The sequence below is a fragment of the Mesorhizobium sp. P2_A12 genome, from assembly GCF_056405075.1.
Genome location: NZ_JBFUCU010000001.1, coordinates 331,805 through 353,903 on the forward strand (window position 1 = coordinate 331,805; position 22,099 = coordinate 353,903).

Below are 22,099 nucleotides of genomic sequence, written 5' to 3' on the forward strand. Positions count from 1 at the left end.
ATCTTGTGTGAAAGACGCTCGGGCCTGTCAGGATTCAGGCCAGCTTGGCCAGCAGCTTCATGAATGTGACAATCTCCTTGGCCGAGAGCGGCGCCAGTGTTTCCTGGGTGATGTCGCGGGCAAGCGGGATCAGGCGTTCGACCGCGTCGCGGCCTTCAGCGGTCAAATTGACCAGCAGCCGCCTCTTGTCGACCTCATGCTTGGAGAGATCGACCAAGCCGCGCGCCTTCAGCCGGTCGATGACACCCTTCACCGTCGCCGCGTCCATGGCAATCAGCGTGCCGAGCTGGTTCTGCGAGGTCTCGCCGACATCGCGCAGCTTGGCCAGTGCCGCGAATTGCGGCGGCGTCAGATCGGCGATATGGGCGGCGAAGATCGAGACATGGCGCTGATGCGCCTTGCGCAGGATGAACCCGACCTGCTCCTGCAAGCGATAGTCGTTCTCGTCAGGCTCTTCGGCCTCGACCAGCTTCAGCAGATTGTCCTCGGCGCTCACCGCAGCCCGTCCCAGGCCTTGATATCCCCGGCCGCCAGGCCGCCCATGCGGTCGTGCACGCGTGGGCCACAGGTCATGGCCAGGCAGAACAGGATCTCGTCGGGGCGCGGGCCGTCGCTGATGCCGACTTCCATGGCGTCGAAATGGCTGCGCACATAGGCGGCATTGATATGGCCGAGCGGCACGTCGAGCCTGGAGCCGAAGGCGCCGACCTTCTTTGCCGACGGCACGATCGCCTTGGCGTCGCCGAGCCGTTCGCGCATGGCGTATCCACCAGGCACATGCCACAGCGCGCCGTGTTCGAGTTCGCCTGATGTGCCGACAATGGCGCCCTTGCCATAGCCGTCGATCTGCTTCACGTCGCCGCCGAGCGCCGCGATCAGCCGGTCGGCCAACAGCAGGCCGAGCGGCTTCAGATCGTCCATGGCGCTCTGCAACTCCTCGACATAGCGCCCGGCGAACGGGTTCCTGACTAGCGCCATGGCGGCAGCGCGCCGGCGCGGCACCTTGGCCACTGGCCCGCCGTCGTGAAAGATCTCTTCCGTCAGAACCGCGATCTTGCGGATAGGAAACTCAGGCATGGGCAACTTCCTTCCCTGGACTTTTGTCGGGCGCGGCGAGCGCCATGGAACCACTGATGCGGGTCTGGCCGGCAAGAAACAGCGCCGATGCGGCGATCAATCCCCTGCGGCGGAAATCTTCGGCGACGGCAAGTCCGCCGTCCAGCGCCGTGGCGATTTCCTCTGAGGAAAGCCGGTTGACCTCTTGCGTCACCAACCTGTCGCCAAGGTCGCTGTCCGGCGCCAGGTCGCGCGCCGGCACGCGCCGGATGGCCGGATGGCCGGCCAGGTCGACGGCATTGGCAATCAGCGTCGCGGCGGCATCAGCTTCGGCCGCGGTCCGCGCCAGCACGGTGACGGCATCGGCGATGCCAAGCGAAAACGAGCGTCCACGCCAGCCGCTGGTGGCGACGCCGCGTACGCCATCCCCGGAATGGATTACGACGCGGTCGGCGAGACCGTGTCCGGTGCCGGCGATGGCAAGCGTCATCGACTGGCCGGCGTCAAGATGGATGGCGCTGTCGCCGCCATTGTTGACATAGGCGCGGTCGAGCTTCCGGCCGGCAAGCATCGCCTCGAGAATTTCGTCGGCTACCGAACCGGCCACTGCGGCCATCGGTGTGATGAAATCTTTCGCCAAGGGCACGACCGCCGCTTCCATGCGCTGCGCTGTCGAACCGGCGAAAGCGCGCGGCCGCAGCGCAGCCGGGCGGCGCAATTCAGGCAATTCCTCGACCAGCTCCGGCAAGATGGTCTGGAAACGCGCTACCGCCCGCTCATAGGCCTGGCGGCATTCCTGCGCCTCACCAAAGGCCTCGACGATCAGGTCGATCGGCCCGTGGTTCAGATGCAGCCGCTTGCCGTCCTGCAGCCAATGCGCTTGCGGGCCGGACATCACCCGGCCCCGTTGGAGCGAACACGGTGCAATTGTGCCAGCGGCGGCCATGGATTGCCGGCCGCGGCACCCGTGCCGCGGCGCGGATTGAGATATTCGCCGCCCTTGGCGACGATATCCTCGACGCTGCGGATTTCGGCCTCGTAGCCGCCAAGCCTGACATAGTCGTCGCGGCGCAGGGTGAATTCGATCGGCGCCACCAGCGCCGGGGTCGGCACATAACCAAAGGCGCCTTCCGGCACCCGCGTGACATCGACCATCAGCGTGATGCCGCCGCCTGGCCAGACATAGACCGGCGCGCCACCGACCGTCACATAGGTGGTCAGCCCTTGCACGGAACGGGTGAGATTGACCGGGTTTTCAGTGACGCCAGCGCGCAGCGAACCACCGGCGCCGCCGATGAACAGCACGGTGCACAGCGCCGGCTCGCAATTGTCCTCGATCAGCCCGACGGACTTTTGCAGCCGCTCTGGAAACGGTTTCTGCACCGGCTTCAAGTCGTCATCGAGTTCGTAATAGGCAAACTGCTCGCCGGTGGTCGAAACCATCAGTAGCGACAGGCCCGGCTGCGCGCCCTTCTTGGCGTTCCATTCGCCGAGGATCGACAGCGGGTCGGATATGCTGGTGCCGCCCCAGCCGAGGCCGGGCTCGGACACCTTGAAATAGCGGCCCGGCGTCGAGCGGCGGCCGATGATCTTTATGCCTGTGTCCTGCCAGCCCAGCACCTTGCCGGCCTGATGCTCGGACACGACGCCGGTGATGTGGTCGTCGACCACCACCACCTCGTCGACCAGCCCCCGCCATTGCGTGGCGAACATGCCGATGGTGGCCGACCCGCAGCCGACCCGCATGCGGTGTTCCTGTTTGCCGTCGATAACCGGTGGTTTGCCGGCTTCGACGATGACCGTGGCGCCGCCGTCGATGCTGAGCTCCACCGGCTTGCGGTTGCACAGATTGAGCAGCGCATCGCAGGTGGCCCGGCCTTCCGACTTCGAGCCGCCGGTCAGGTGATGCACGCCGCCCAGCGACAGCATCTGCGAGCCGTATTCGCCCGTCGTGACATGGCCGATCGCCTCGCCCCCGGCGCGCACTGTAGCCGTTTCGGGTCCGATATGACGGTCGGTGTCGATCTTCACCTTGACGCCGCAGTAGGAGAAGATGCCCTCGGTGACGACGGTGACGAGATCGACGCCCTCGACTTGCTGGCTGACGATGAATGGGGCCGGCTTGTAGTCGGGATAGGTGGTGCCCGCACCGATGGCGGTGACGAAGCGGCGGCCGGTGTTGACCAGCTCGCCGTCCCATGCCTCACCCTCAGCAACAAACGGCACCATGGCCGCGCCGGCCTCGGCCGCGTGGTCGAGGATGGTCAGCGGGTCCATGCGCACGATCCTGCCGCCGACATTGCCGTAGCGGTCGCAGGCGCCGGTACGGCCGTCGGCGATGTAGCACATTACCGGGCAGGCATCGCAGCGGATCTTCTCCGCCACCTGCTTTTCGCCGGGATCGTGCGTCTCGAAGCGTTCGGCAAGCTCGCTCATGGGCGTGCCTCCTTTTCGCGAATGGCGGCGCGGATGCGCGTCGGCGTCGCCGGAACCTTGGTGACCAGAACGCCGGTGGCGTCGCGGATGGCGTTGAGGATCGCCGGCGCTGTCGGGATCAGCACATGCTCGCCCAGGCCCTTTGCGCCGAACGGTCCTTCGGGGTCGGGAACCTCGATTAGGATGGTCTCGATCGGCGGCACGTCGCCAATGGTCGGAATGAGGTAGTCGTGCAAATTCTCGGTACGGCCGGGGATATACTCTTCCATCAGCGCCATGCCGATGCCTTGCGCGATGCCGCCTTCGATCTGGCCCTCGACCAGCAGCGGGTTGATCGCTTTGCCGACATCGTGCGCCGCGGTGATCTTGATCAGCTTTACCGTGCCGAGCTTGAGATCGACTTCGAGCTCGGCAATCTGCGCACCGTAGCCATAGACCGCATAGGGCTTGCCCTGGCCCTTGGCGTCGAGCGGCAGCGTCGGCGGGTCGTAGCTTTCCTCGGCGCGGAAGACGAAGCCATCGGCATCCACGTCCAATGCCGCGAGATCGATGTGGCGCGTGGCCTCACCCTCGCGGATGACGATCGCCGCGCCGTCCAGTTGCAGCGATGCCTTCTCCGAGACGTTGGCAAAACGCAGGATCTTTTCGCGCAAGGCACGGCCCGCCTTTTCGGCCGCCTTGCCGGTCACGAAAGTCTGCCGCGAGGCCGATGTCTTGCCGGCATCGGGGCTGATGGCGGTATCGGCGCTTTTCAGCCGGAATTTCTCCAGTGGCAGGCCAAGCGCGTCGGCGCAGATCTGGGTGATGACCGTGTTCGAGCCCTGGCCGATATCGACGGCGCCCTGATGCAGGACGACGTCGCCGCAAGCCGCGATGCCGACGCGGATGGTCGACGGGTTGGGCAGCGAGGTGTTGCCGCAGCCATACCAGCAGGAAGCCACACCAACGCCGCGCTTTTTATCCCTGTTGGTATCGTTGAATGCACTCGCATCGCCCTTCGCCCGCGCCCAATGCGGCTGCAGGGATTCCAGGCATTCGGCAATGCCGACGCCGGAATCCAGCCGTTGTCCAGTAACCGTTTCGGAGCCGTTCCGAAGGCAGTTTTTCAGGCGAAATTCGAGCCGGTCGATTCCGAGCCTCTCAGCAAGCTCGTCATAGAGCGTCTCCTGCATGATCGTCGCTTGCGGCACGCCGAAGCCGCGGAAGGCACCGGAGATCGGCCCATGGGTGTGAATGGCGCGGCCCTCGGCGCGATAGTTCGGTGTCGCATACGGGCCGGAGGCATGCACCGGCACGCGGTTGGCGACCGTCGGCCCCCAACTGGCATAGGCGCCGGTGTTGAAGTCGCCGGCAAAGATCATGCCGGTAACATGGCCGTCGGCATCGGCGCCGATGGTCGCCTTCATCTCGGCCGGATGGCGCTTGGTGGTCGACATCATCGATTCGTTGCGGGTATAGGCGAGTGCCGCCGGCCGGCCGGTCTTCAGCGCCACAAGGCCGATCAAAGGCTGCAGCGAAACGTCAAGCTTGGAGCCGAAGCCGCCACCGGTCGCGGTCGGCACGATGCGCACCTTGTCGACGGCAAGGCCGAGCACCTTCGCGGTCTCGTCACGGTCCATATAGGGCGCCTGCGTGCAGGCGACGACGACCAGCGTGTCGCCGTCCAGATATGCATAGCCGGCTTCCGGCTCGATATAGGCGTGCTCGACATAGGAGGTGTCGATGGCGCCGGACACGGTGATGGCAGCGCAGGCAAGCGCCGCCTCGGGATCGCCGAGCTCGACAAAGCCGGAGGTGAGCAGGTTCGCCGGACGGTTGTCATGGATCAGCCTGGCGCCGCTGGCCTGTGCTTCGCAAGGTTGCAGGACATGCGGCAGCTCGCTCCAGCGGATTGGGAAATCCGACAGGTCGAGATCGAGGATGGCCTCTCGCTCGCCGGCGACCAGCGCCACCGCCTCGCCGCGAAGGCGCGCAAAACCCTCGGCCAGCGCCGGCTGGTCGGCGAACGGGCCGATCACGCCGAAACAGTTCTTTCCCGGAATGTCGGCGGCGGTGAAGACGCCGGCGATGCCGGGATGCGCCTTCACCCAGCCACCGAGGTCGCCAAAGGCGAAGCTCGCGTGATAATGCGGCGAGCGCACCACCAGCACGGCCAGTGCATCGGCGGGAAAGGAATCGCCGCCGAATTTCTCACCGCCGGTGACCTTCGGCACGCCGTCGAGCCGGATGGGCGAAGAGCCGATCGCATGGCCCGATCGAGGCAAGCGGAAATCGAGGCTTCCGGCTTGCTTGGAGGCATCCATTACCGCCGCGATGATCTTCCGGTAGCCGGTGCAGCGGCAGAGGATGCCGCCCAGCGCGTCCTGGACCTCGGTCTCGGTCGGGTTGGGTTTCTTGTCCAGCAATGCCGTGGCCGCGACCAGCAGCGCCGGCGTGCAGATGCCGCATTGCGCCGCGCCATGGTCGAGGAACGAGGCCTGCAGCGCCGACAGCCGGCCATTGGCGAGCCCCTCGACTGTTGTAACCGCTGTTCCCGCGGCGGAAGCCGCCGACATCAGGCAGGCGCAAACCGGATCGCCGTCGACCAGCACCGTGCAGGCGCCGCAGTCGCCGGCGTCGCAGCCGACCTTGGTGCCGGTCAACAGCAGTTCGTCGCGCAGCACGGAGGACAGCCGACGCAGCGGCGGCACGTTGACCGAGATGGCGGCGCCATTCACTTCGAAGGCGATGTCAGCTCGCTCGGGACCGAGGCGAGGCTGAACGCCGCCGAGATCGGGCAGCGTTTCACGCATCTCAGGCGAGACCTGGCTCATGCTGCCACCACCTCGGGGTCATTCATCAGCCCGCAGGCCTGGAGCACGGCGCGGGCAACGATCTCGCGCACCGCATCGAGCCGGTATTCGGCGCTGCCGCGAACGTCGGCGATCGGCGACAGCTCAGACATCGGCGCGGCCAGGACCGCATCGGCGAGCGCCTGGCCGGCAGTCAGGCCGCGCAAGGCGGCTTCGACGCCGGCGAGGCGCTTGGCCACCACCGAGCAGGAGCCGGCGGCAACCGCGGCTTCCCCGACAATGCCGTTTTCCACTACCAGACGCGCCGCCACCATGGCGATGGAAATGACGAGATAGCGCCGCGCGCCGACCTTGACGAAAGCCGACGTGCCGGCAGCAGGCTTCGGCACGCGGATGGCCGTGACCATCTCGCCGGCCAGCAACGCAGTGCGACGATTGCCGAGAATGAAGTCCTGCAGCGGCAGATACCGCGTCGCCGCCAGAGAGCGCAATTCGACGTCGGCATCGAGGACGAGCAGCGCCGGCACGCCGTCGGCGGCAGGCGAGGCGTTGCAGAGATTGCCGGCGACCGAGGCGACGTTCTGGATCTGCGCCGAGCCGACCTCACGCGCCGCCTGTTTCAGCGCATCGAAGGCCGGCGGCAAGGGGTGGCGGACGATGTCGGTCCAGGTCGTGCGCGCACCGATGACGAAGTGGTCATCCGTCTCGGCAATGCCGCGCAGCGCCGCCAGGCCATTGATGTCGAGTACATTCTCGCGGAAGGGCTTGCTGCCTTGCGCCGGATAGAGATCGGTGCCGCCCGCAAGGATGCGCCAGGCGTCCTCGCCAAGCAAAGTGAGCGCTTCGTCGACACAGGTGGGTTTCGCGTAACGGATCACGCTTTGCCTTCCAGAAAAGAGGCCTTCCAGAAACCGGTATTTCGAAAGACCCTGCCAGCATCGGCGCTGGGCGAAATTCATTCGTATGCAAATGATATCAAGACGGCAGGATTTGTCAAAGCCGGAGTTTGCGGCCGCTCGCGCCGGCACGCATTTGTTATGCGGCCAGAGGTTGACGCCGCCGACCATCTGGTCGAGTTTCTGCCTCCGGTCGCAACAGCGGTATTTTTCACCGGAGCCCGAGACAAAGAGGAGGCCCCATGGCCGACGAAGCGCTTGTTGTCATCGACCTGCAGAACGATTTTTGTCCGGGCGGCGCGCTGGCGGTTGCCGGTGGCGACGAGATCGTGCCGCTGGTCAATGACCTGATCCGGCACGCCGATCATGTCGTGCTGACGCAGGACTGGCATCCCGCCGGCCATTCGAGTTTTGCCTCCAGCCGTCCGGGCTCGCAGCCCTTCACGATGATCGACATGCCCTACGGCCAGCAGACTTTGTGGCCGGACCATTGCATCCAGGGCAGCCTGGGCTCGGATTTCCACTCCGGCCTCGCTTGGACCAAGGCGGAGCTCGTCATTCGCAAGGGGTTTCGGCCCGCAATCGACAGCTACTCGGCCTTCTTCGAGAACGACCGGACGACGCCGACCGGCATTGCCGGCTATCTCAGGGAACGCGGCATCGACACGCTGACCCTGGTCGGCTTGGCAACCGATTTCTGCGTTGCCTTTTCGGCGCTGGACGCCGTCAGCCAAGGTTTCAAAACCACCGTGCGGCTCGATGCCTGTCGTGGCATCGATCTCAACGGTTCGCTCGAGACAATGCTGCACCGCATGCGCGACGCCGGCGTGACGCTCGAAGACCACGTCTTGGATTGAACTGAACGTGGGGCGCAAGAGGGGCTTTTTGCGGATTGCGACAGGAGCGGGCGCCGTGATCGCTGTCGCAATGCTGTTTCCAGGCCAGGCCTTGGCAGCGGAGGAACACGCGCTGCCCGGCGCCGCGATGTCGCTGTGGTGGGCGCTGCCCTTTGCCGGCCTGCTTTTGTCGATCGCCACCGGGCCTTTGCTCTTCCATCACATATGGGAGCATCACTATGGCAAGATCACCGCGCTGTGGGCGGCGCTGGTGATCGTGCCGCTGGCATTGGCCTTCGGCATTCCCAGTGCGACCGAGGCGGTGCTGCATGCGCTGCTTGCGGAATACATGTCCTTCATCATCCTGCTGTTCGCGCTCTACACAATTTCGGGCGGCATCCTGCTTGCCGGCAACATCCACGGGACGCCGCTGGTCAATGCCGGGCTGCTGCTGGCTGGCGCGATCCTGGCCTCGGTGATCGGCACGACCGGCGCCTCCATGGTCCTGATCCGGCCGATCCTGCGCGCCAATGACGCCAGGCCGTTCAACGCCCATGTCGTCATCTTTTTCATCTTCCTGGTTGCCAACATCGGCGGCTCGCTGACACCGCTCGGCGACCCGCCGTTGTTCGTCGGTTTCCTGCGCGGCGTCGACTTTTTCTGGACCGCCGCCAATCTCTGGCGCGAGACACTGTTCGTCGGCGGCGTCGTGCTGGCCGTCTTCCTGGGCATCGACATCATCCTGCACCGGCGCGAAAACGGAGCACCGAAGACTAGTGATCCGACACCGGATACGAAGGTGCGCCTGCGCGGCCTGGCCAACCTTCCGCTGCTGGCTGGTGTGATCGGCGCGATCCTGCTGTCGGCGGCCTGGAAGCCGGGAGTGAGCTTTTCCGTGTTGGGCGTGAGCCTCGAGCTGCAGAATCTGGTGCGCGACGCCATCAACCTGGCACTGGCCCTGCTGTCGCTTCCCCTCTCGTACAAGAGCCACCGCGAAGCGAACGGCTTCAACTGGGGGCCGATATCGGAGGTGGCGAAATTGTTTGCCGGCATCTTCATCTGCATCGTGCCGGTCATCGCCATCCTCAGGGCAAGCCATGAGGGGGCACTGGCGCCGCTGGTAGCACTTGTCAGTTCGCCCTCCGGCCAGCCCAACGATCTCGCCTATTTCTGGCTGACCGGCGCGCTCTCGTCCTTCCTCGACAATGCGCCGACTTATCTGGTGTTCTTCGAACTCGCCGGCGGCGACCCTCATCACCTGATGACCGAGTTTGCCTCCACCCTGGCGGCGATTTCGACGGGTGCGGTGTTCATGGGCGCCAACACCTATATCGGCAATGCCCCCAATTTCATGGTCTATGCCATCGCCAGGCATCGCGGCGTGAAGATGCCGGGCTTCTTCGGCTACATGCTGTGGTCCGGGCTGGTGCTGATCCCGACATTCCTGATTGCCGGCGTTTTGTTCTTCGGCTGATCAGCCCACGCCCACATAGCGACGCACCGCCGACGGGTCGGCGCGCAACGCCTCGACATCGACCGTCTCGCGGTTGCGGCCGTTTTCGATGAAGCAAACACGGTCGGCAACGGACAGCACCGCATCGACGCGCTGTTCGACCAGGATCGTGGACACCCCCATGTCGCGCAGCGTCGACACCGTCTCGCGGATCTTGGCGATCATCGACGGCATCAGCCCTTCGGTCGGCTCGTCGAGCAGCAGCACCTGCGGCTCGAGGCAAAGCGCGCGCGCCATGGCCAGCATCTGTTGCTCACCGCCGGACAAGGTGCCCGAGCGTTGCCGCAGCCGCTGGCGCAGCAGCGGGAAGAGGTCGAGCACGGCTTCGCGCGTCGCCTTCCCCTTGCCGCGCGCCATCAGCCCGATCTCGATGTTTTCAGCGACCGTCATTTCGGCGAACAGCCGCCTTCCCTGCGGCACATAGGCGACGCCGGCCTTCGGCACCTCATGCGCCGGCAGACCGGTCAATTCCTGGCCACCGAGGTTTATCGAGCCGGCTCGTGAGGGGACCAGTCCCATGATGGCCTTCAGCGTCGTCGTCTTGCCGGCGCCGTTGCGGCCGAACAGGCAGAGCACCTCGCCCTTGTTCAGCACGAGATCGAGGCCGTAAAGCACTTGGACCTCGCCATAGAAGCAGTCCAGCCCCGAGACCACCAGCGCCTCGGTCTTTGTCCGCGCCTTGGTCGTTTCGGTCATGGGGCTGTCCCCAGATAGGCTTCTTGAACAGCCGCGTTCTCGCGGATCGCCTCGGGCGTGCCTTCGGCGAGGATCTTGCCGGCGTTGAAGACGGTGATGCGGTCGGCCAATTGCATCACGACGGGCATGTTGTGTTCGATCAGGAGCACGGTGGCACTCGCGGCAATCTCGCGCACCAGGGTGATGAAATTGTCGATCTCGCCGTCGGCCAGGCCTTGCGTCGGCTCGTCGAGGATCAGCAGGCGCGGCTTCAGCGCCAGGCCCATCGCCACTTCCAGCAGGCGCTGGTGGCCATAGGACAATTGTCCGGCCGGCATATGGGCGCGGTCGGCCAGGCCAGTGCGTTCGAGCGCCGCCATGACGCCGGCACGCACTGCGCCCTTCGATCGGCCATCGCTCAGCGTGCGCTGCACCGGCAATGCGACATTGTCGTAGGCGGTGAGGTTGGCGAAGACGCTGGTGATCTGGAACGTGTAGGCGATGCCCTGGCGGACGCGGACATAGGCAGGCAGGCCGGTGATGTCGGCGCCATCGAAGACGATCATGCCCGACGACGGCTGGATGCGGCCGCTGACCAGGCTGACGAAGGTGGTCTTCCCCGCCCCGTTCGGGCCGATGACGGCGCGGATCTCGCCGGGCATCAAGGTGAAATCGACACTGTCGACGGCGCGCAGGCCACCGAAGTTGCGCGACAGGCCCTTGGTGGTCAAAAGCGGCGTCACGGCAGCCACCCGAGCCAGCGCTGCCGCATGCTGCCGAGAATGCCCTTGGGGAAAAACAGCACCAGCAGGATGAGCGCGATGCCGACGATCAGCAGGTAGGCGGAGGTATAGCCGCTGGTGGTGTCGATGACATAGTACATGAACAACGTGCCGATCAGCGGCCCAAGCGTCGTGGCGGCGCCACCCAGCAACACCCACAGCAGCGGCAGGATCGAATACTGCACCGAAGCGAAGCTCGAGCCGACATAGCCGAACAGCAGCGCATAGGCAGCACCCGAGGCAGCGCAGATGATGCCGGAGATGACGACAGCGGCGAGCTTGTTGGAGAAGGTGTCGTAACCCAGCATCTTCGTCCGCTCCTCGTTCTCGCGGATGGCGACCAGCACGCGGCCATATCTGGAGCGGACAAGGGCAAGCGTGATCAGCAGCACCAGCGAGAACAACCCAAGCGCGCTCATGTAGCGCACGGTCGGGTTGGTGAGATCGAGCGATGTCGCGCCGAAGGCAAGCACACGCGCCGGCTGCGGCACGACCATGCCCTGGTCGCCGCCGGTCCATGACGAGAAGTAGAGGATGATGAGGTAGAACACCTGCGCGAACATCATGGTGACGATCATGAAGGCGACGCCTGACGTGCGCAGCGCCAGCAGCCCGATCACCAGGGAAAGAATGACGCCGCAGCCGAGGCCCGCGGCGAATGCCGCCGGGACGCTCCAGCCGAGCTGGATGACGGCAAGGCCGGCACCGTAGAGCCCTGCGGAAAAGAACATGGCGTGGCCGAGGCTGAGCAGGCCGACATAGCCGAACAGCATGTTGTAGCCCATGGCAAAGACCGCCAGCACCATGATGCGGGCGAGCAGGCCGTGATAGTACTCCGGCAAAAGGAAGCTCAGCACGAACAACAGCGCGATCACGCCGAGATGCAGGCCGTAGGCCTTTGCCGGCGAAGCTTCGCTCATCGCGACGCCGTCCCGAACAGGCCTTGCGGCCGGAACACCAGCACCATGGCGACCAGCAGCGTGGCGATGATCTTGGCCAAGGTCGGCGAGAAGAACATCGAGATGATGCCGTCCGACAGGCCGATCAGCACGGCGGCGACGACCGTGCCGCGCAGCGAGCCGAGACCGCCGATGATGACGACGATGAAGGACAGCAGCAGCGGATCCTGGCCCATCAGGTAATGCGCCTGGCTGATTGGCACGATCAGCACCGCGGCGATGGCCGCCAGCATGGCGCCGAGCGCGAACACGCCGCCATAGACGCGGCCGACCGGGATGCCGAAGGCTTGCGCCGTCTCGCTGTCATACTGCGTGGCGCGCATGATCAGGCCGATCTTCGTGCGCGTCAGCACCAGCCACGTCGCCACCAGCAGAAGCGCGGAGGCGGCGATAACAGACAGTTTGTAGCCGGAATAGCCGAACCACGGCAAAAGGATGCGATAGCTGAACGGCGGCTCCACCGGCCGCGCCTCCGGGCCATAGAAGGTCAGCGCCAGCTGCTGGATGATGTAGAGCATGCCGATGGTAGCGACGATGGTGGCTTCCGGATTGTAGTTGAGCCGGCGCAGCACCAGTCGCTCGGCGACCAGCGCGATGGCGCCGACGATCAGCGGCGCGATCACCAGCGCCGCCAGGAAGCCGAGCGCGGGGTGACCGCCGATCGCCGTGGTGATCGCCCAGGCGAGCACCGCGCCGAGCATGAAGAATTCGCCATGGGCGACGTTGACGACGCGCATGACGCCGAACACCAGCGACAGCCCAAGCGCCGTCAGCGCCAGCACGGCGGAGGTGACGAGGCCTTCGAGGGCGGCGAGGAGGAGGTGGGGACCGAAGTGCATCGGTTACACTCCGGCAGGCGCGAAGTGCACCCCCCTCTGGCCTGCCGGCCATCTCCCCCTCAAGGGGGGAGAGTGGCTGTCATGATTGCTTTCGCCAATCGCCAAAGCCAGTGAGTGGCCGCCTTCGTACGAACTGCCAATCTCCCCCCTTGAGGGGGAGATGTCCGGCAGGACAGAGGGGGGTTGCTTGGCGCTCACGCTTGCTGGAGCAGCTAAGACTACAGCGCCTGCGTCGTGTAATCCCCCTCGGCCTCGTAAAGCCCGTCCTCGATCTTGGTCTTGTGGACGACCTTCAGCTTGCCGCCTTCGACCTTGGAGATGTTCTGGATACCAAAGCACTGGTGGATCTTGCCGTTGAAGGTTTTTGGCCCTTGCGGATGCTCGGGTCCTTCGGCGAAGGCGGTCAGCGCCTCGGTCGCCTCGACCAGCTTGGCGCGTTCTTCCGGCCCCTTGTAGCCGGCGTCTTCCATCGCCTTCTTGACGACATAGAGCGTTTCCCAGCAGCCGAACATATGCGACGCGGTGGAGACGTCCTTGGGATCGCCGACGGCGGCGCCATTGTCGTCGATGCCGACGGCGGCGCGATAGGCTTTTTGCGCGGCGCTGTCATCGGCCTGCGTATAGCGCGGCGAACCCTCCCAGAAATGGCTGCCGTCCAAAAATTCGAGACCGGGGCTGTTGATGTCGGTGGCCTCCAGTGAATCCATGAAGCCGAACAATTGCGGCCGGTTGGAGCCGTAGAACTCGCCGAGCTCCTTGACGAAGGTGAGCACGGCCGGACCGACCATGACGTGGTAGATCACCTCGGTCTCGGCCGGGATCTGCGGGAAGTATTTGGTGAAGGACGATTCCGTCGGCGGGATGGCGATCTGCGCGATGACGTCGGCGCCTTGCGCCTTCAGCGCCGGCGGCAGGTAGTCGCGATGGTCGTAGCCGAAGGCGAAATCCGGGAAGATCTGCGTCACCTTCTTGCCGGCATTGGCCGCGATCCACGGCGCCATCGACTGGATCTGGCTTTTCACGTCGGTGATGCCGGGCTGGAAGACATAGCGGTTGAGCTTGGTCGAAGCGACATGATGGCCTTCGCTGACGACGAAGTAGGGGATCTTGGCCTCGCCGGCGGCGGGCGCCGAGCCAATGACGACATGCGAGAACAATGTGCCGAAGACGATGTCGGTCTTGTGTTGGGTGGCGAACTTGCCGACCACTTCGGCGCCGCGGCCTGGATCGGTGCCGTCATCCTCGATGATCACCTCGACCTGACGGCCGTTGATGCCGCCGGCCACGTTGATCGCCTTGATGGCGGCAGCGGTGGTCTTCTCGTACCAGCGGCCATAGGCGGCGCCGATGCCGGTGCGGTGCGACTGGAACCCGATCTTGATCGGCGCCGAGCTCTGTGCCTGAGAATAGCGGACGAAGCCTGGCGCGGTGATCAGACCGGCGGTGGCGGCCAGCCCCTTCAGCGCCGTGCGGCGGGTGAGACCGGTTTTCGAGAGGTCGAAGGTCTTGCTCTTGTCCATGATGCCGTTCCCCTTGTTCAGCGTTTAGGAGCGCAAAGTCCGCTCATTTCCGGAAGTCGAAAAATTGCATGTGTACAAACTAAATCACCAAAGTCCGGACACGGCAATGCCGGTTCCGTGGGGGAAGCCCGGTTTATTTTCCAGCGCAAACGGCTCAGCCAACCGTCGGCGTGGCAAGCAGCCAGAGGCCGAAGACCGTATAGGCGATCATCAGCACGGTGAGCGGGAACTGGCTGAGGGCTGCGCGGGAGGGCTGCGGGTGCAGGCGCCAGGCGAGGCTGTGGGCGACGAGGACGGCGAGCACATGGCCTGATATGATGACGCCGGCCTGGACATTCCACAGCCACCAGGCGGAATCCGCACCGGCAACGATGCCCGCCTCGATCTGCATGTCGGCGGTGCCGAACAGGTTCCAGCCCAGCGCGAACGGGTCGGACAGTGCCGCAAGCGCATACTGGCCGTCGACGAGCAGCGACGTCAGGTAATGCGCGGAATGATAGGCAAGCGCGATCGGTACGATCGACCACACCAGCAGTCCCGCTGCCTGGCCGATTGGGCGATCGCTGCCGGCAAGACGCTGGCCGAGCCATACGGCAAGCATAAACACGCCTGCAAGCAACGTGAACGTCAGAACGAGCCCAAGGCTGCCGCTGCCGATCACCGCCGTGCGGCCGGGAAATTCGAGCGGATTGATGCCGAACAGGCTGAGCCAGAAGAAGGTTTTCGACAGGCCGTCGAAGGACACCGACGACAGGGCAAGAAGCAGAAAGGCAATGCCGCTGGCCGGCAACGGCTCGGCGGGGAACAGCTTGGCACCCGGCCAGCACAGGCCAAGCCGGCCGGTTTCGTTGCGCTCGACGATCGCGAAACGCGCCACCATCGAGAAGAAGACCGACAGGAATTCGCCACTGCGGCTCCAGTTTCGATAACCGAACGCCAGCATGGCAAGGAAGGTGAGCAGCCAGTAGAGGCCGGCAGCATACGCCAGCCGCGCCGGATCGTCGGGCGCCGGATCGATGAGTTCGAACCAGGCAAAGGCGAAAAACAACAGGACCGCCGGCCAGCAGCCGAGCCGTCGGGGAAGTCGCCAGCTCCCTTCATCTCCCGCGCCGAGCAGACGTGAGGCAAGGCGCCACGGCCCATACCATGGGTTGAGCCATGACCAGAGATCGCCGAGGACACCTTGCAGCAGCGTGACGCCAGCCCATAGCAGGGTCCAGATCACCAGCGGCAAAGGGTTTGAAAGCGGGTCGCGGCTGCCAAAAAGGCCGGCGGCGATGAGGATTGCAAAGCCGGCAAAGGAGATCAGGCTGACTGCGGTACGGGCGTTTTCGCCGAAGCTGAACAGCGGCAGGCGCCGGCGCCAGAAACGATCGAGCCAATCCCCCGGCAGCAGCGCCAGCACGAGGAAACTGACGGCCACGGCGAAAGCCCCGCCGGCCAGATAGTAGCCGGTCGGCAAGAGCAGGACATGGCCACGGTCGGAAGCGTGGGCGAAGGCGGCGGTAGGGAGGACGAAGATCAGGGCTCCGACAAAGGCAATCGTCGAGCAGGAATACACTCCACTGCCGCGATCCTTCGCACCCCCCTCTGTCCTGCCGGACATCTCCCCCGCTAGGGGGGAGATCAGCAGTTCATCTGCCGGCCACCTTTCTTGCAATGTTGAAAATTGGCGAAACCAGAGGTGGCGGCCGATCTCCCCCCTTGCGGGGGAGATGTCCGGCAGGACAGAGGGGGGTGGGAGGGAATGCGACCGGGCGGTCATGTCATTCAACCCATCACCCCTCACACCTTGACCAGTTGCTCCACGCGGTCCTTCTGACCGAAGATGCGCAAATAACGCTCGATCTCTTTCTCGTCGCCGGTCGCCTTGGCCGGATTGTCGGAGAGCTTGACCGCCGGCCTTCCATTGGCCTCGGTGACCTTGCAGACCAGCGATATGGCGTCCAGGCTGTTGGTTTCGGTCGGCGCGCAGCCCTCGAAATCATTGGTGAGGTTGGTGCCCCAGCCGAACGACATGCGCACCTTGCCCCTGAAGTGGCGGTAGGTCTCCTCGATCGTTTCGACCTCGAGCCCATCGGAGAAGATCAGCAGTTTCTGCCGGGGATCCTTGCCCCTGGCGCGCCACCAGGACAGGATTTTCTCGCCGCCCTCGATCGGCGGAGCGCTGTCGGGGCGGAAGCCGGTCCAGTCGGCCACCCAGTCCGGCGCGTCGCGCAGGAACGACGCCGTGCCGAAGGCATCGGGCAGCACGATCAGCAGATTGCCGCCATAATAGCGCTGCCAGTCCTGCAGCACCTTGTAGGGCGACTGTTTCAGCTCTTTTTCCGAATTGGCGAGTGCGGCGAACACCATCGGCAGTTCGTGCGCGTTGGTGCCGAGCGCTTCGAGGTCGTTGTCCATGGCCAAAAGCACGTTGGAGGTGCCGGTGAAAGCTTCGCCGATGCCTTCCTTCAACGCCTCGACACACCAGCGCTGCCACAGGAAGGAATGGCGTCGGCGTGTGCCGAAATCCGAAATGCGGATGCCGGGAAGCGCCTTCAGCCGTTCGGTCTTGGCCCACATCTTGGCCTTGGCGCGGGCATAGAGCACATCGAGCGCGAAGGGGCCGTACGCCCGCATGGCCGCGCGGGAACGGAGCTCATTGATGATGGCGAGCGCCGGGATCTCCCACAACGTGGTATACATCCACGGCCCGCTGAAGGTGAGCTCATACTGGCCGTCGCGCTTCGACAATTCGTATTCCGGCAGCCTGAAATTCTCCAGCCAGGCGAGGAATTCCGGCTCGAAGATCTGCTTGCGGCCGTAGAAATTGTTGCCGCCGAGCCAGATCATCTCCTTCTTGCTGAAGCGCAAGGTGCGGGCATGGTCGAGCTGTTCGCGCAGTTCGCCCTCGTCGATCTCGTCGGCCAGCCGCACGGAGGTGGTGCGGTTGATCAGCGAGAAAGTCGTGTCGACCTTGGGGTACATGCCCCAGATCATCTGCAGCATCAAAAGCTTGTAAAAGTCCGTATCGAGCAGGCTGCGCACGATCGGGTCGAGCTTCCAGGTGTGGTTGTAGACACGCCGCGCAATATCGGTCCTAGCCATGTTTCAACACCGCCTTCGCTGCCTGCTACCCACAACCGCGACAGGCCTCATAGCATCGAATTGGCCAAAACGCTGCCCGGTTTCAGGGCTGGCCCGACAAAAAGAAAACCCTGCATGCGGCGAACACGATCGGCCGGCGCCGCCAACGGCAGGTTGGTGTCAGCTCCCGGTTCTGCCGCCGATGACCCTGAGCGCCGGACGCTTGCGGCGGGTGACGACGCGGCCCGCCACCGGCGCATCGGCACGGCCGTCATCCTGCGCCTTCTCGGCAAACAGCCAGTCGATGAAAAGCTGCACGATCGGCGTCGACTTCATCTCGTTGCGGCAGACGACGTAGAAATCGTCGACCGCCGGCACCGACAGGCTGAACGGCGCCACCAGCATGCCCCTGGCCAGCAGGGAACTCGCCGTCACCGAATCGCCCAGCGCCACGCCATGGCCGTGAACCGCGGCTTCAACCGCCATGCGTGCGTCGCCCAGATGATGACGGCGGCCACGCTCCAGGTCCAGCGCATCGGCGGCCGCCAACCATGTGTGCCATTCGCGGCCGTCGTCGCCATGCAGGAAGACATGGTCAGCGAGATCCCTGACGCTGCGGATCGGACGGTTGTTGATCAATGTCGGGCTGACCACGGGAAACAATTCGAGCCCCGACCATTTGCGCATCCAGCAATCGGTCCAGCTTCCGTCGCCGTAATGCACGCAGACATCGATCTGCGGCGCGCGGATATCCTTGGCGTCGTTGGAAGGGATCAGCGTCAGCCTAATGTCGGGATATTGCGCCATGAAACTGCCGAGCCGCGGTGTCATCCACAGCAAGAGCAATGCCGGTACGCAGGAGACGGAGAGCGTGCCGCTGCTCGCCGGCCTTGTCATGCGCTGCGTGGCGGCGGCGATGCCGTCGAAGGCGCTCGAGACCGCCGGCAGCAGTTCGGCGCCGTGCGGCGTCAGTTTGACCCGCTGGCCGGCGCGCTCGAAAAGCTTGACGCTGAGCGACTGCTCGAGCGCCTTGATCTGGTGGCTGATGGCGCCATGCGTGACATTCAGCTCACTCGCCGCCTTGGTCAGCGAGCCATGGCGGGCCGTTGCCTCGAAGGCGCGAAGCGGATTCAGCGGTGGCAGGCGCTTGGCCATGGGCATCCATTGAAGCACGATCCCGAAAAATGGAGACCGGTTTTCGGATGAGATTGGGCTCAGAGTTAATTGTGAGATTTTCTCACAGCCAACACCTTAACAATATCAATTGATTTTTCAATGCGGCTGCCAGACACTTTGGCCCGGAACAGCATCAAGACGTGAAATCTGCAGGCAGCCAGCGGGACAACGACCCGGCCGGATGACGGTCGCTTCGCCAAGGTCACCGGCGGCCGCCCTGCATCAGGCAGGAGGAGCGGACATGGGTTACGATCGCGGCAAGCTCGACGCGTTGCGTCGCAAATATGGCGAGAGCCATGGCGGCGAGATGTTCGACCCGAAGTTCCGACGCGTCGCCGACAAGATCTTTTCCAAGTCCGGCACCCGGCTGGCGCCCTATTCCGGCATTCCGACCTTCCTCGCCGCGCCCTACCGCGAAATAGCGGCCGACAATCCGGATTTCGGCGACCTGCAGGTGGCGATCATCGGCGTGCCGATGGACCTCGGCGTCACCAATCGGCCGGGCTCGCGCTTCGGGCCAAGGGCGTTGCGCGCCATCGAACGCATCGGCCCCTACAATCACGTGCTGGAATGCGCGCCGACGCACGAACTTCGGGTCGCCGACATCGGCGACACGCCGTTCCGCAGCCGCTATCGCCTTGAGATTAGCCATGAGGATATCGAGCGCCGCACCAACCAGATCGTCGATGCCGGCGTCATCCCGCTGTCGGTCGGTGGCGACCATTCGATCAGCCATCCGATCCTGAAGGCCGTTGGCAAGAAAGCCCCGGTCGGTCTGATCCACATCGACGCCCATTGCGACACCAGTGGCCTGTTCGACATGACCAAGTTCCATCACGGCGGACCGTTCCGCAATGCGGTGCTCGACGGCGTGCTCGATCCGACGCGCACGATCCAGATCGGCATTCGCGGCTCGGCCGAATACCTGTGGGAGTTCACCTACGAGTCCGGCATGACCGTCGTGCATGCCGAGGAGGTGACCGGTCTCGGCATTCCCGCCATCATTGAGAAGGCGCGCAAGATCGTTGGCGACGGGCCGACCTACATCTCCTTCGACATCGACAGCGTCGATCCCGCCTTCGCGCCCGGCACCGGCACGCCTGAGATCGGCGGGCTGACGACGCGCGAAGTGCTCGAACTGCTGCGCGGCCTGAAGGGCCTCAACATCGTCGGCGGCGACGTCGTCGAAGTGGCACCGCAATACGACGCGACCACCAACACGGCGCACGCCGGCGCCCAGGTTCTGTTCGAAATCCTGAGCCTGATGGTGTTCAGCCCGGCGATCACAGGCAAGGGAGCCTGACGTTTTAGACAAGCAAAGGCGGCCGCCGCGCTGGAGCCGGCGGCCGACCCAAACAAACAGCTTCCAGAGGGGAATAAAAATGACGATCCGCATCACACTCAAATCATCCATCGCCGCCGTTCTGATGCTGGGAACCGCTGGCCTCGGCTTCGCCACACAGGTTGCCAATGCCGACGCGCTGGCGGACATCACCAAGGCCGGCACCATCAATGTCGGCGTCTTTGCCGATTTTCCGCCCTTCTCCTCGGCCAGCGCCGACATGAGCCTCAAGGGCTATGACATGGATGTCGCGCAATACATTGCCGACACACTCAAGGTGAAGCTCAATCCGGTCGCCGTCACCGGCCAGAACCGCATCCCCTACCTGAACGACCATCGCGTCGACCTCTTGATGAGCGTCGGCTATTCGAAGGAACGCGAGCAGGTGATCGACTTCGCCGCTGCCTACGCGCCCTACTACATCGCCGTGATCGGTCCGGCGGCGCTGACGGTCAAAGGCAAGGAAGATCTTGCCGACAAGTCGATCGCCGTCAACCGCGGCACGCTCGAAGACACCTCGCTAACCGAAGCAGCACCCGCATCGGCCGACATCAAGCGTTTCGACAACTACAATTCGGTGATCCAGGCCTTCATCTCCGGCCAGACGCAGTTGATGGTCGTCGGCAACGATGTCGGCGCGCAGGTGCTGGCCAAACAGGACGTGCTGAAGCCGGAGCAGAAGTTCCAGCTTCTGACCTCGCCTTCGCATATCGGTCTCAACAAGAACGAAGACAGCTTGAAGAAGGCGGTCAACGACGCCATCGCCAAGATGCTGGCGGACGGCAAGCTGGACGCAAGCTCGCAGGCCTGGCTGAAGACGCCGCTCAACCCCGACAACCTCAAGGATTGAGATCCGGTGGCCTTTGCCTGGCTTCCAGGGGCTGCGGGTGACATCGCGCGCGGAGCGGTCACGACGATCCTGTTGATCGCCGTGACCACGCTGGCGGGGACGTTCCTCAGCATCCTGGGTGCTGCGGGACGGCGAAACGGCCCCGTGCTGCTCAAGCGCGCCATCGCCGCCTATGTCGAGGTGATGCGCAACACGCCGTTCCTGGTGCAGCTGTTCTTCATCTTCTTCGGGCTGCCCAGCCTCGGTATCAGGCTTGATCCGGTATTAGCCGCCATCCTGGCGATGACGCTCAACATGGCGGCCTATACGATCGAGATCGTCGGCGCCGGACTTGACGCCGTGCCGCCTGGGCAGACCGAAGCAGCCCTTGCGCTGGGCTTGAGGCCACGCCAGGTCTTCATCAAGATCGTGCTGCCGCAGGCGCTCAAGGTGATCTATCCGGCGCTGACCAGCCAGATCGTCATCATGATGCTGGAGTCCGCCGTGGTGTCGCAGATCGCGGTACGCGAGCTTACCTACGAGGCCGACATGCTGCAGGCACGTACGTTCCGGTCCTTCGAGACCTACCTTGTCGTGACGCTGGTTTATCTCGTGCTATCGATGGCCTTGCGCCGGCTGTTGGTCACAGGCGGACGCCGCGTCCTGGGGGCTGGCGTGTCATGATCGAATTCACCTTCTGGGACATCGTGCGCAACCTTTTGCTCGCCGCCCGCTGGACGGTGCTCTTGTCGCTGGCCGCCTTCGTTGGCGGCGGCGTGGTCGGCATGGTCGTGCTGTTCTTCAGGATCGCCAAGAACAAATGGAGCCGGCGCATTGCCTCCGGCTATATCGCCCTGTTCCAGGGGACGCCGCTGTTGATGCAGCTGTTCCTGATGTTCTTCGGCCTGCCGATGCTCGGGCTGCGCATCGAGCCGTGGACGGCGGCGGTGCTCGGCCTCACCTTCTTCGCCAGTGCCTATCTCGCCGAGATCTGGCGCAGCGGCGTCGACGCGCTGCCGCGTGGCCAGTGGGATGCCGGCGCCAGCCTTGGCCTGCACTATCTGCAGGAGCTGAGGCTGATCATCCTGCCGCAGGCGTTTTCGATCACCCGCGCGCCGACCGTCGGGTTCCTGGTGCAGCTCATCAAGTCGACGGCGCTCACCTCGATCATCGGCTTCGAGGAACTGGTGCGGACCTCCAACGCCATCAACAATGCGACCTTCGAGCCCTTCAAGGTCTACGGGCTGGTGGCGCTGATCTTTTTCGTCATGTGTTTTCCGCTGACGCAATACGCACGTACGCTCGAACGACGCGCAGTCCACTGAGCCGCAAAAAGCGGCGGACAACGGAATTAAGGGAACCAGCCGGAGGACCGGCAC

Annotated in this window: 20 protein-coding genes; 6 read left to right on the forward strand and 14 right to left on the reverse strand. The window is 64.4% G+C overall.

Features of this window, described 5'->3' with window-relative positions:
* Nucleotides 1-34 precede the first annotated feature (34 nt).
* Genes AC1DZU_RS01570 through AC1DZU_RS01595 form a run of 6 tightly spaced genes read right to left on the reverse strand, consistent with a single transcriptional unit; the run spans nt 35 to nt 7,162 of the window.
* Complete coding sequence (locus AC1DZU_RS01570) at nt 35-496, reverse strand: MarR family winged helix-turn-helix transcriptional regulator (protein WP_477281105.1); 462 nt, start codon at nt 494-496, stop codon at nt 35-37.
* Entirely contained in the window at nt 493-1,077 is a 585-nt protein-coding gene (locus AC1DZU_RS01575) for an amino acid synthesis family protein (RefSeq protein WP_477281107.1), read from the reverse strand. The genes AC1DZU_RS01570 and AC1DZU_RS01575 overlap by 4 nt, the downstream gene beginning before the upstream one ends.
* Nucleotides 1,070-1,951 (reverse strand): UPF0280 family protein, encoded by an 882-nt coding sequence (locus tag AC1DZU_RS01580; RefSeq protein ID WP_477281109.1) that lies wholly within the window; start codon nt 1,949-1,951, stop codon nt 1,070-1,072. The genes AC1DZU_RS01575 and AC1DZU_RS01580 overlap by 8 nt, the downstream gene beginning before the upstream one ends.
* Complete coding sequence (locus AC1DZU_RS01585; RefSeq protein WP_477281111.1) at nt 1,951-3,492, reverse strand: 6-hydroxynicotinate reductase; 1,542 nt, start codon at nt 3,490-3,492, stop codon at nt 1,951-1,953. Before AC1DZU_RS01585 ends, AC1DZU_RS01580 begins: the two co-directional genes overlap by 1 nt.
* Nucleotides 3,489-6,284, reverse strand: a complete 2,796-nt coding sequence (locus AC1DZU_RS01590) for a molybdopterin-dependent oxidoreductase (protein WP_477282189.1) — start codon at nt 6,282-6,284, stop codon at nt 3,489-3,491. The genes AC1DZU_RS01585 and AC1DZU_RS01590 overlap by 4 nt, the downstream gene beginning before the upstream one ends.
* Nucleotides 6,285-6,301: 17 nt before the next feature.
* Nucleotides 6,302-7,162: an FAD binding domain-containing protein gene (locus AC1DZU_RS01595; RefSeq protein ID WP_477281113.1), complete on the reverse strand. Its 861-nt coding sequence runs from the start codon at nt 7,160-7,162 to the stop codon at nt 6,302-6,304.
* 260 nt (nt 7,163-7,422) lie between these two features.
* Between AC1DZU_RS01595 and pncA the strand changes: the two genes are divergently transcribed.
* Both pncA and AC1DZU_RS01605 read left to right on the forward strand, forming a co-directional pair.
* Entirely contained in the window at nt 7,423-8,037 is a 615-nt protein-coding gene (gene pncA / locus AC1DZU_RS01600; RefSeq protein ID WP_477281115.1) for a bifunctional nicotinamidase/pyrazinamidase, read from the forward strand.
* Between the two features lie 70 nt (nt 8,038-8,107).
* Complete coding sequence (locus AC1DZU_RS01605; protein ID WP_477282191.1) at nt 8,108-9,490, forward strand: sodium:proton antiporter; 1,383 nt, start codon at nt 8,108-8,110, stop codon at nt 9,488-9,490.
* Here the strand turns inward: AC1DZU_RS01605 and AC1DZU_RS01610 are convergent, their stop codons facing one another.
* From AC1DZU_RS01610 to gcvA, 8 genes are all read right to left on the reverse strand, one after another.
* Nucleotides 9,491-10,225, reverse strand: coding sequence for an ABC transporter ATP-binding protein (locus AC1DZU_RS01610; protein ID WP_477281117.1), 735 nt, complete (start codon nt 10,223-10,225; stop codon nt 9,491-9,493).
* Nucleotides 10,222-10,947, reverse strand: a complete 726-nt coding sequence (locus AC1DZU_RS01615; protein WP_477281119.1) for an ABC transporter ATP-binding protein — start codon at nt 10,945-10,947, stop codon at nt 10,222-10,224. The genes AC1DZU_RS01610 and AC1DZU_RS01615 overlap by 4 nt, the downstream gene beginning before the upstream one ends.
* Nucleotides 10,944-11,906, reverse strand: coding sequence for a branched-chain amino acid ABC transporter permease (locus tag AC1DZU_RS01620; RefSeq protein ID WP_477281121.1), 963 nt, complete (start codon nt 11,904-11,906; stop codon nt 10,944-10,946). The genes AC1DZU_RS01615 and AC1DZU_RS01620 overlap by 4 nt, the downstream gene beginning before the upstream one ends.
* A complete protein-coding gene (locus AC1DZU_RS01625) occupies nt 11,903-12,784 on the reverse strand; it encodes a branched-chain amino acid ABC transporter permease (RefSeq protein WP_477281123.1) in 882 nt (293 codons plus the stop codon). The genes AC1DZU_RS01620 and AC1DZU_RS01625 overlap by 4 nt, the downstream gene beginning before the upstream one ends.
* Nucleotides 12,785-13,002: 218 nt before the next feature.
* Nucleotides 13,003-14,304, reverse strand: coding sequence for an ABC transporter substrate-binding protein (locus tag AC1DZU_RS01630; protein ID WP_477281125.1), 1,302 nt, complete (start codon nt 14,302-14,304; stop codon nt 13,003-13,005).
* Between the two features lie 154 nt (nt 14,305-14,458).
* Nucleotides 14,459-15,910, reverse strand: coding sequence for a hypothetical protein (locus AC1DZU_RS01635; RefSeq protein WP_477281127.1), 1,452 nt, complete (start codon nt 15,908-15,910; stop codon nt 14,459-14,461).
* A 179-nt stretch (nt 15,911-16,089) separates the two neighbouring features.
* Entirely contained in the window at nt 16,090-17,394 is a 1,305-nt protein-coding gene (gene pncB, locus AC1DZU_RS01640; RefSeq protein WP_477281129.1) for a nicotinate phosphoribosyltransferase, read from the reverse strand.
* A 159-nt stretch (nt 17,395-17,553) separates the two neighbouring features.
* The gene (gene gcvA / locus AC1DZU_RS01645) at nt 17,554-18,528 is read right to left on the reverse strand and encodes a transcriptional regulator GcvA (RefSeq protein WP_477281131.1); all 975 of its coding nucleotides are present in this window, start codon (nt 18,526-18,528) and stop codon (nt 17,554-17,556) included.
* 262 nt (nt 18,529-18,790) lie between these two features.
* Here gcvA and speB point away from each other — a divergent pair, with 262 nt between their 5' ends.
* The 4 genes from speB (at nt 18,791) to AC1DZU_RS01665 (ending at nt 22,045) form a co-directional block, all read left to right on the forward strand.
* Entirely contained in the window at nt 18,791-19,852 is a 1,062-nt protein-coding gene (gene speB / locus AC1DZU_RS01650) for an agmatinase (RefSeq protein WP_477281133.1), read from the forward strand.
* 79 nt (nt 19,853-19,931) lie between these two features.
* Nucleotides 19,932-20,741 carry a transporter substrate-binding domain-containing protein gene (locus tag AC1DZU_RS01655; RefSeq protein WP_477281135.1) on the forward strand — a complete coding sequence of 270 codons (810 nt, stop codon included), beginning with the start codon at nt 19,932-19,934 and terminating at the stop codon, nt 20,739-20,741.
* Between the two features lie 6 nt (nt 20,742-20,747).
* A complete protein-coding gene (locus tag AC1DZU_RS01660) occupies nt 20,748-21,404 on the forward strand; it encodes an amino acid ABC transporter permease (protein WP_457150839.1) in 657 nt (218 codons plus the stop codon).
* Complete coding sequence (locus AC1DZU_RS01665) at nt 21,401-22,045, forward strand: amino acid ABC transporter permease (protein WP_477281137.1); 645 nt, start codon at nt 21,401-21,403, stop codon at nt 22,043-22,045. Before AC1DZU_RS01660 ends, AC1DZU_RS01665 begins: the two co-directional genes overlap by 4 nt.
* Nucleotides 22,046-22,099 lie beyond the last annotated feature (54 nt).

Bases quoted from the DNA above. Each gene is read 5' to 3' on its own strand.
- AC1DZU_RS01575 (WP_477281107.1), bottom strand. From the start codon at position 1,077: ATGCCTGAGTTTCCTATCCGCAAGATCGCGGTTCTGACGGAAGAGATC.
- AC1DZU_RS01580 (WP_477281109.1), bottom strand. From the start codon at position 1,951: ATGTCCGGCCCGCAAGCGCATTGGCTGCAGGACGGCAAGCGGCTGCAT.
- AC1DZU_RS01585 (WP_477281111.1), bottom strand. From the start codon at position 3,492: ATGAGCGAGCTTGCCGAACGCTTCGAGACGCACGATCCCGGCGAAAAG.
- AC1DZU_RS01590 (WP_477282189.1), bottom strand. From the start codon at position 6,284: ATGCGTGAAACGCTGCCCGATCTCGGCGGCGTTCAGCCTCGCCTCGGT.
- pncA (WP_477281115.1), top strand. From the start codon at position 7,423: ATGGCCGACGAAGCGCTTGTTGTCATCGACCTGCAGAACGATTTTTGT.
- AC1DZU_RS01605 (WP_477282191.1), top strand. From the start codon at position 8,108: ATGCTGTTTCCAGGCCAGGCCTTGGCAGCGGAGGAACACGCGCTGCCC.
- AC1DZU_RS01610 (WP_477281117.1), bottom strand. From the start codon at position 10,225: ATGACCGAAACGACCAAGGCGCGGACAAAGACCGAGGCGCTGGTGGTC.
- AC1DZU_RS01620 (WP_477281121.1), bottom strand. From the start codon at position 11,906: ATGAGCGAAGCTTCGCCGGCAAAGGCCTACGGCCTGCATCTCGGCGTG.
- AC1DZU_RS01625 (WP_477281123.1), bottom strand. From the start codon at position 12,784: ATGCACTTCGGTCCCCACCTCCTCCTCGCCGCCCTCGAAGGCCTCGTC.
- AC1DZU_RS01630 (WP_477281125.1), bottom strand. From the start codon at position 14,304: ATGGACAAGAGCAAGACCTTCGACCTCTCGAAAACCGGTCTCACCCGC.
- AC1DZU_RS01635 (WP_477281127.1), bottom strand. From the start codon at position 15,910: ATGTCCGGCAGGACAGAGGGGGGTGCGAAGGATCGCGGCAGTGGAGTG.
- pncB (WP_477281129.1), bottom strand. From the start codon at position 17,394: ATGGCTAGGACCGATATTGCGCGGCGTGTCTACAACCACACCTGGAAG.
- gcvA (WP_477281131.1), bottom strand. From the start codon at position 18,528: ATGGCCAAGCGCCTGCCACCGCTGAATCCGCTTCGCGCCTTCGAGGCA.
- speB (WP_477281133.1), top strand. From the start codon at position 18,791: ATGGGTTACGATCGCGGCAAGCTCGACGCGTTGCGTCGCAAATATGGC.
- AC1DZU_RS01655 (WP_477281135.1), top strand. From the start codon at position 19,932: ATGACGATCCGCATCACACTCAAATCATCCATCGCCGCCGTTCTGATG.
- AC1DZU_RS01665 (WP_477281137.1), top strand. From the start codon at position 21,401: ATGATCGAATTCACCTTCTGGGACATCGTGCGCAACCTTTTGCTCGCC.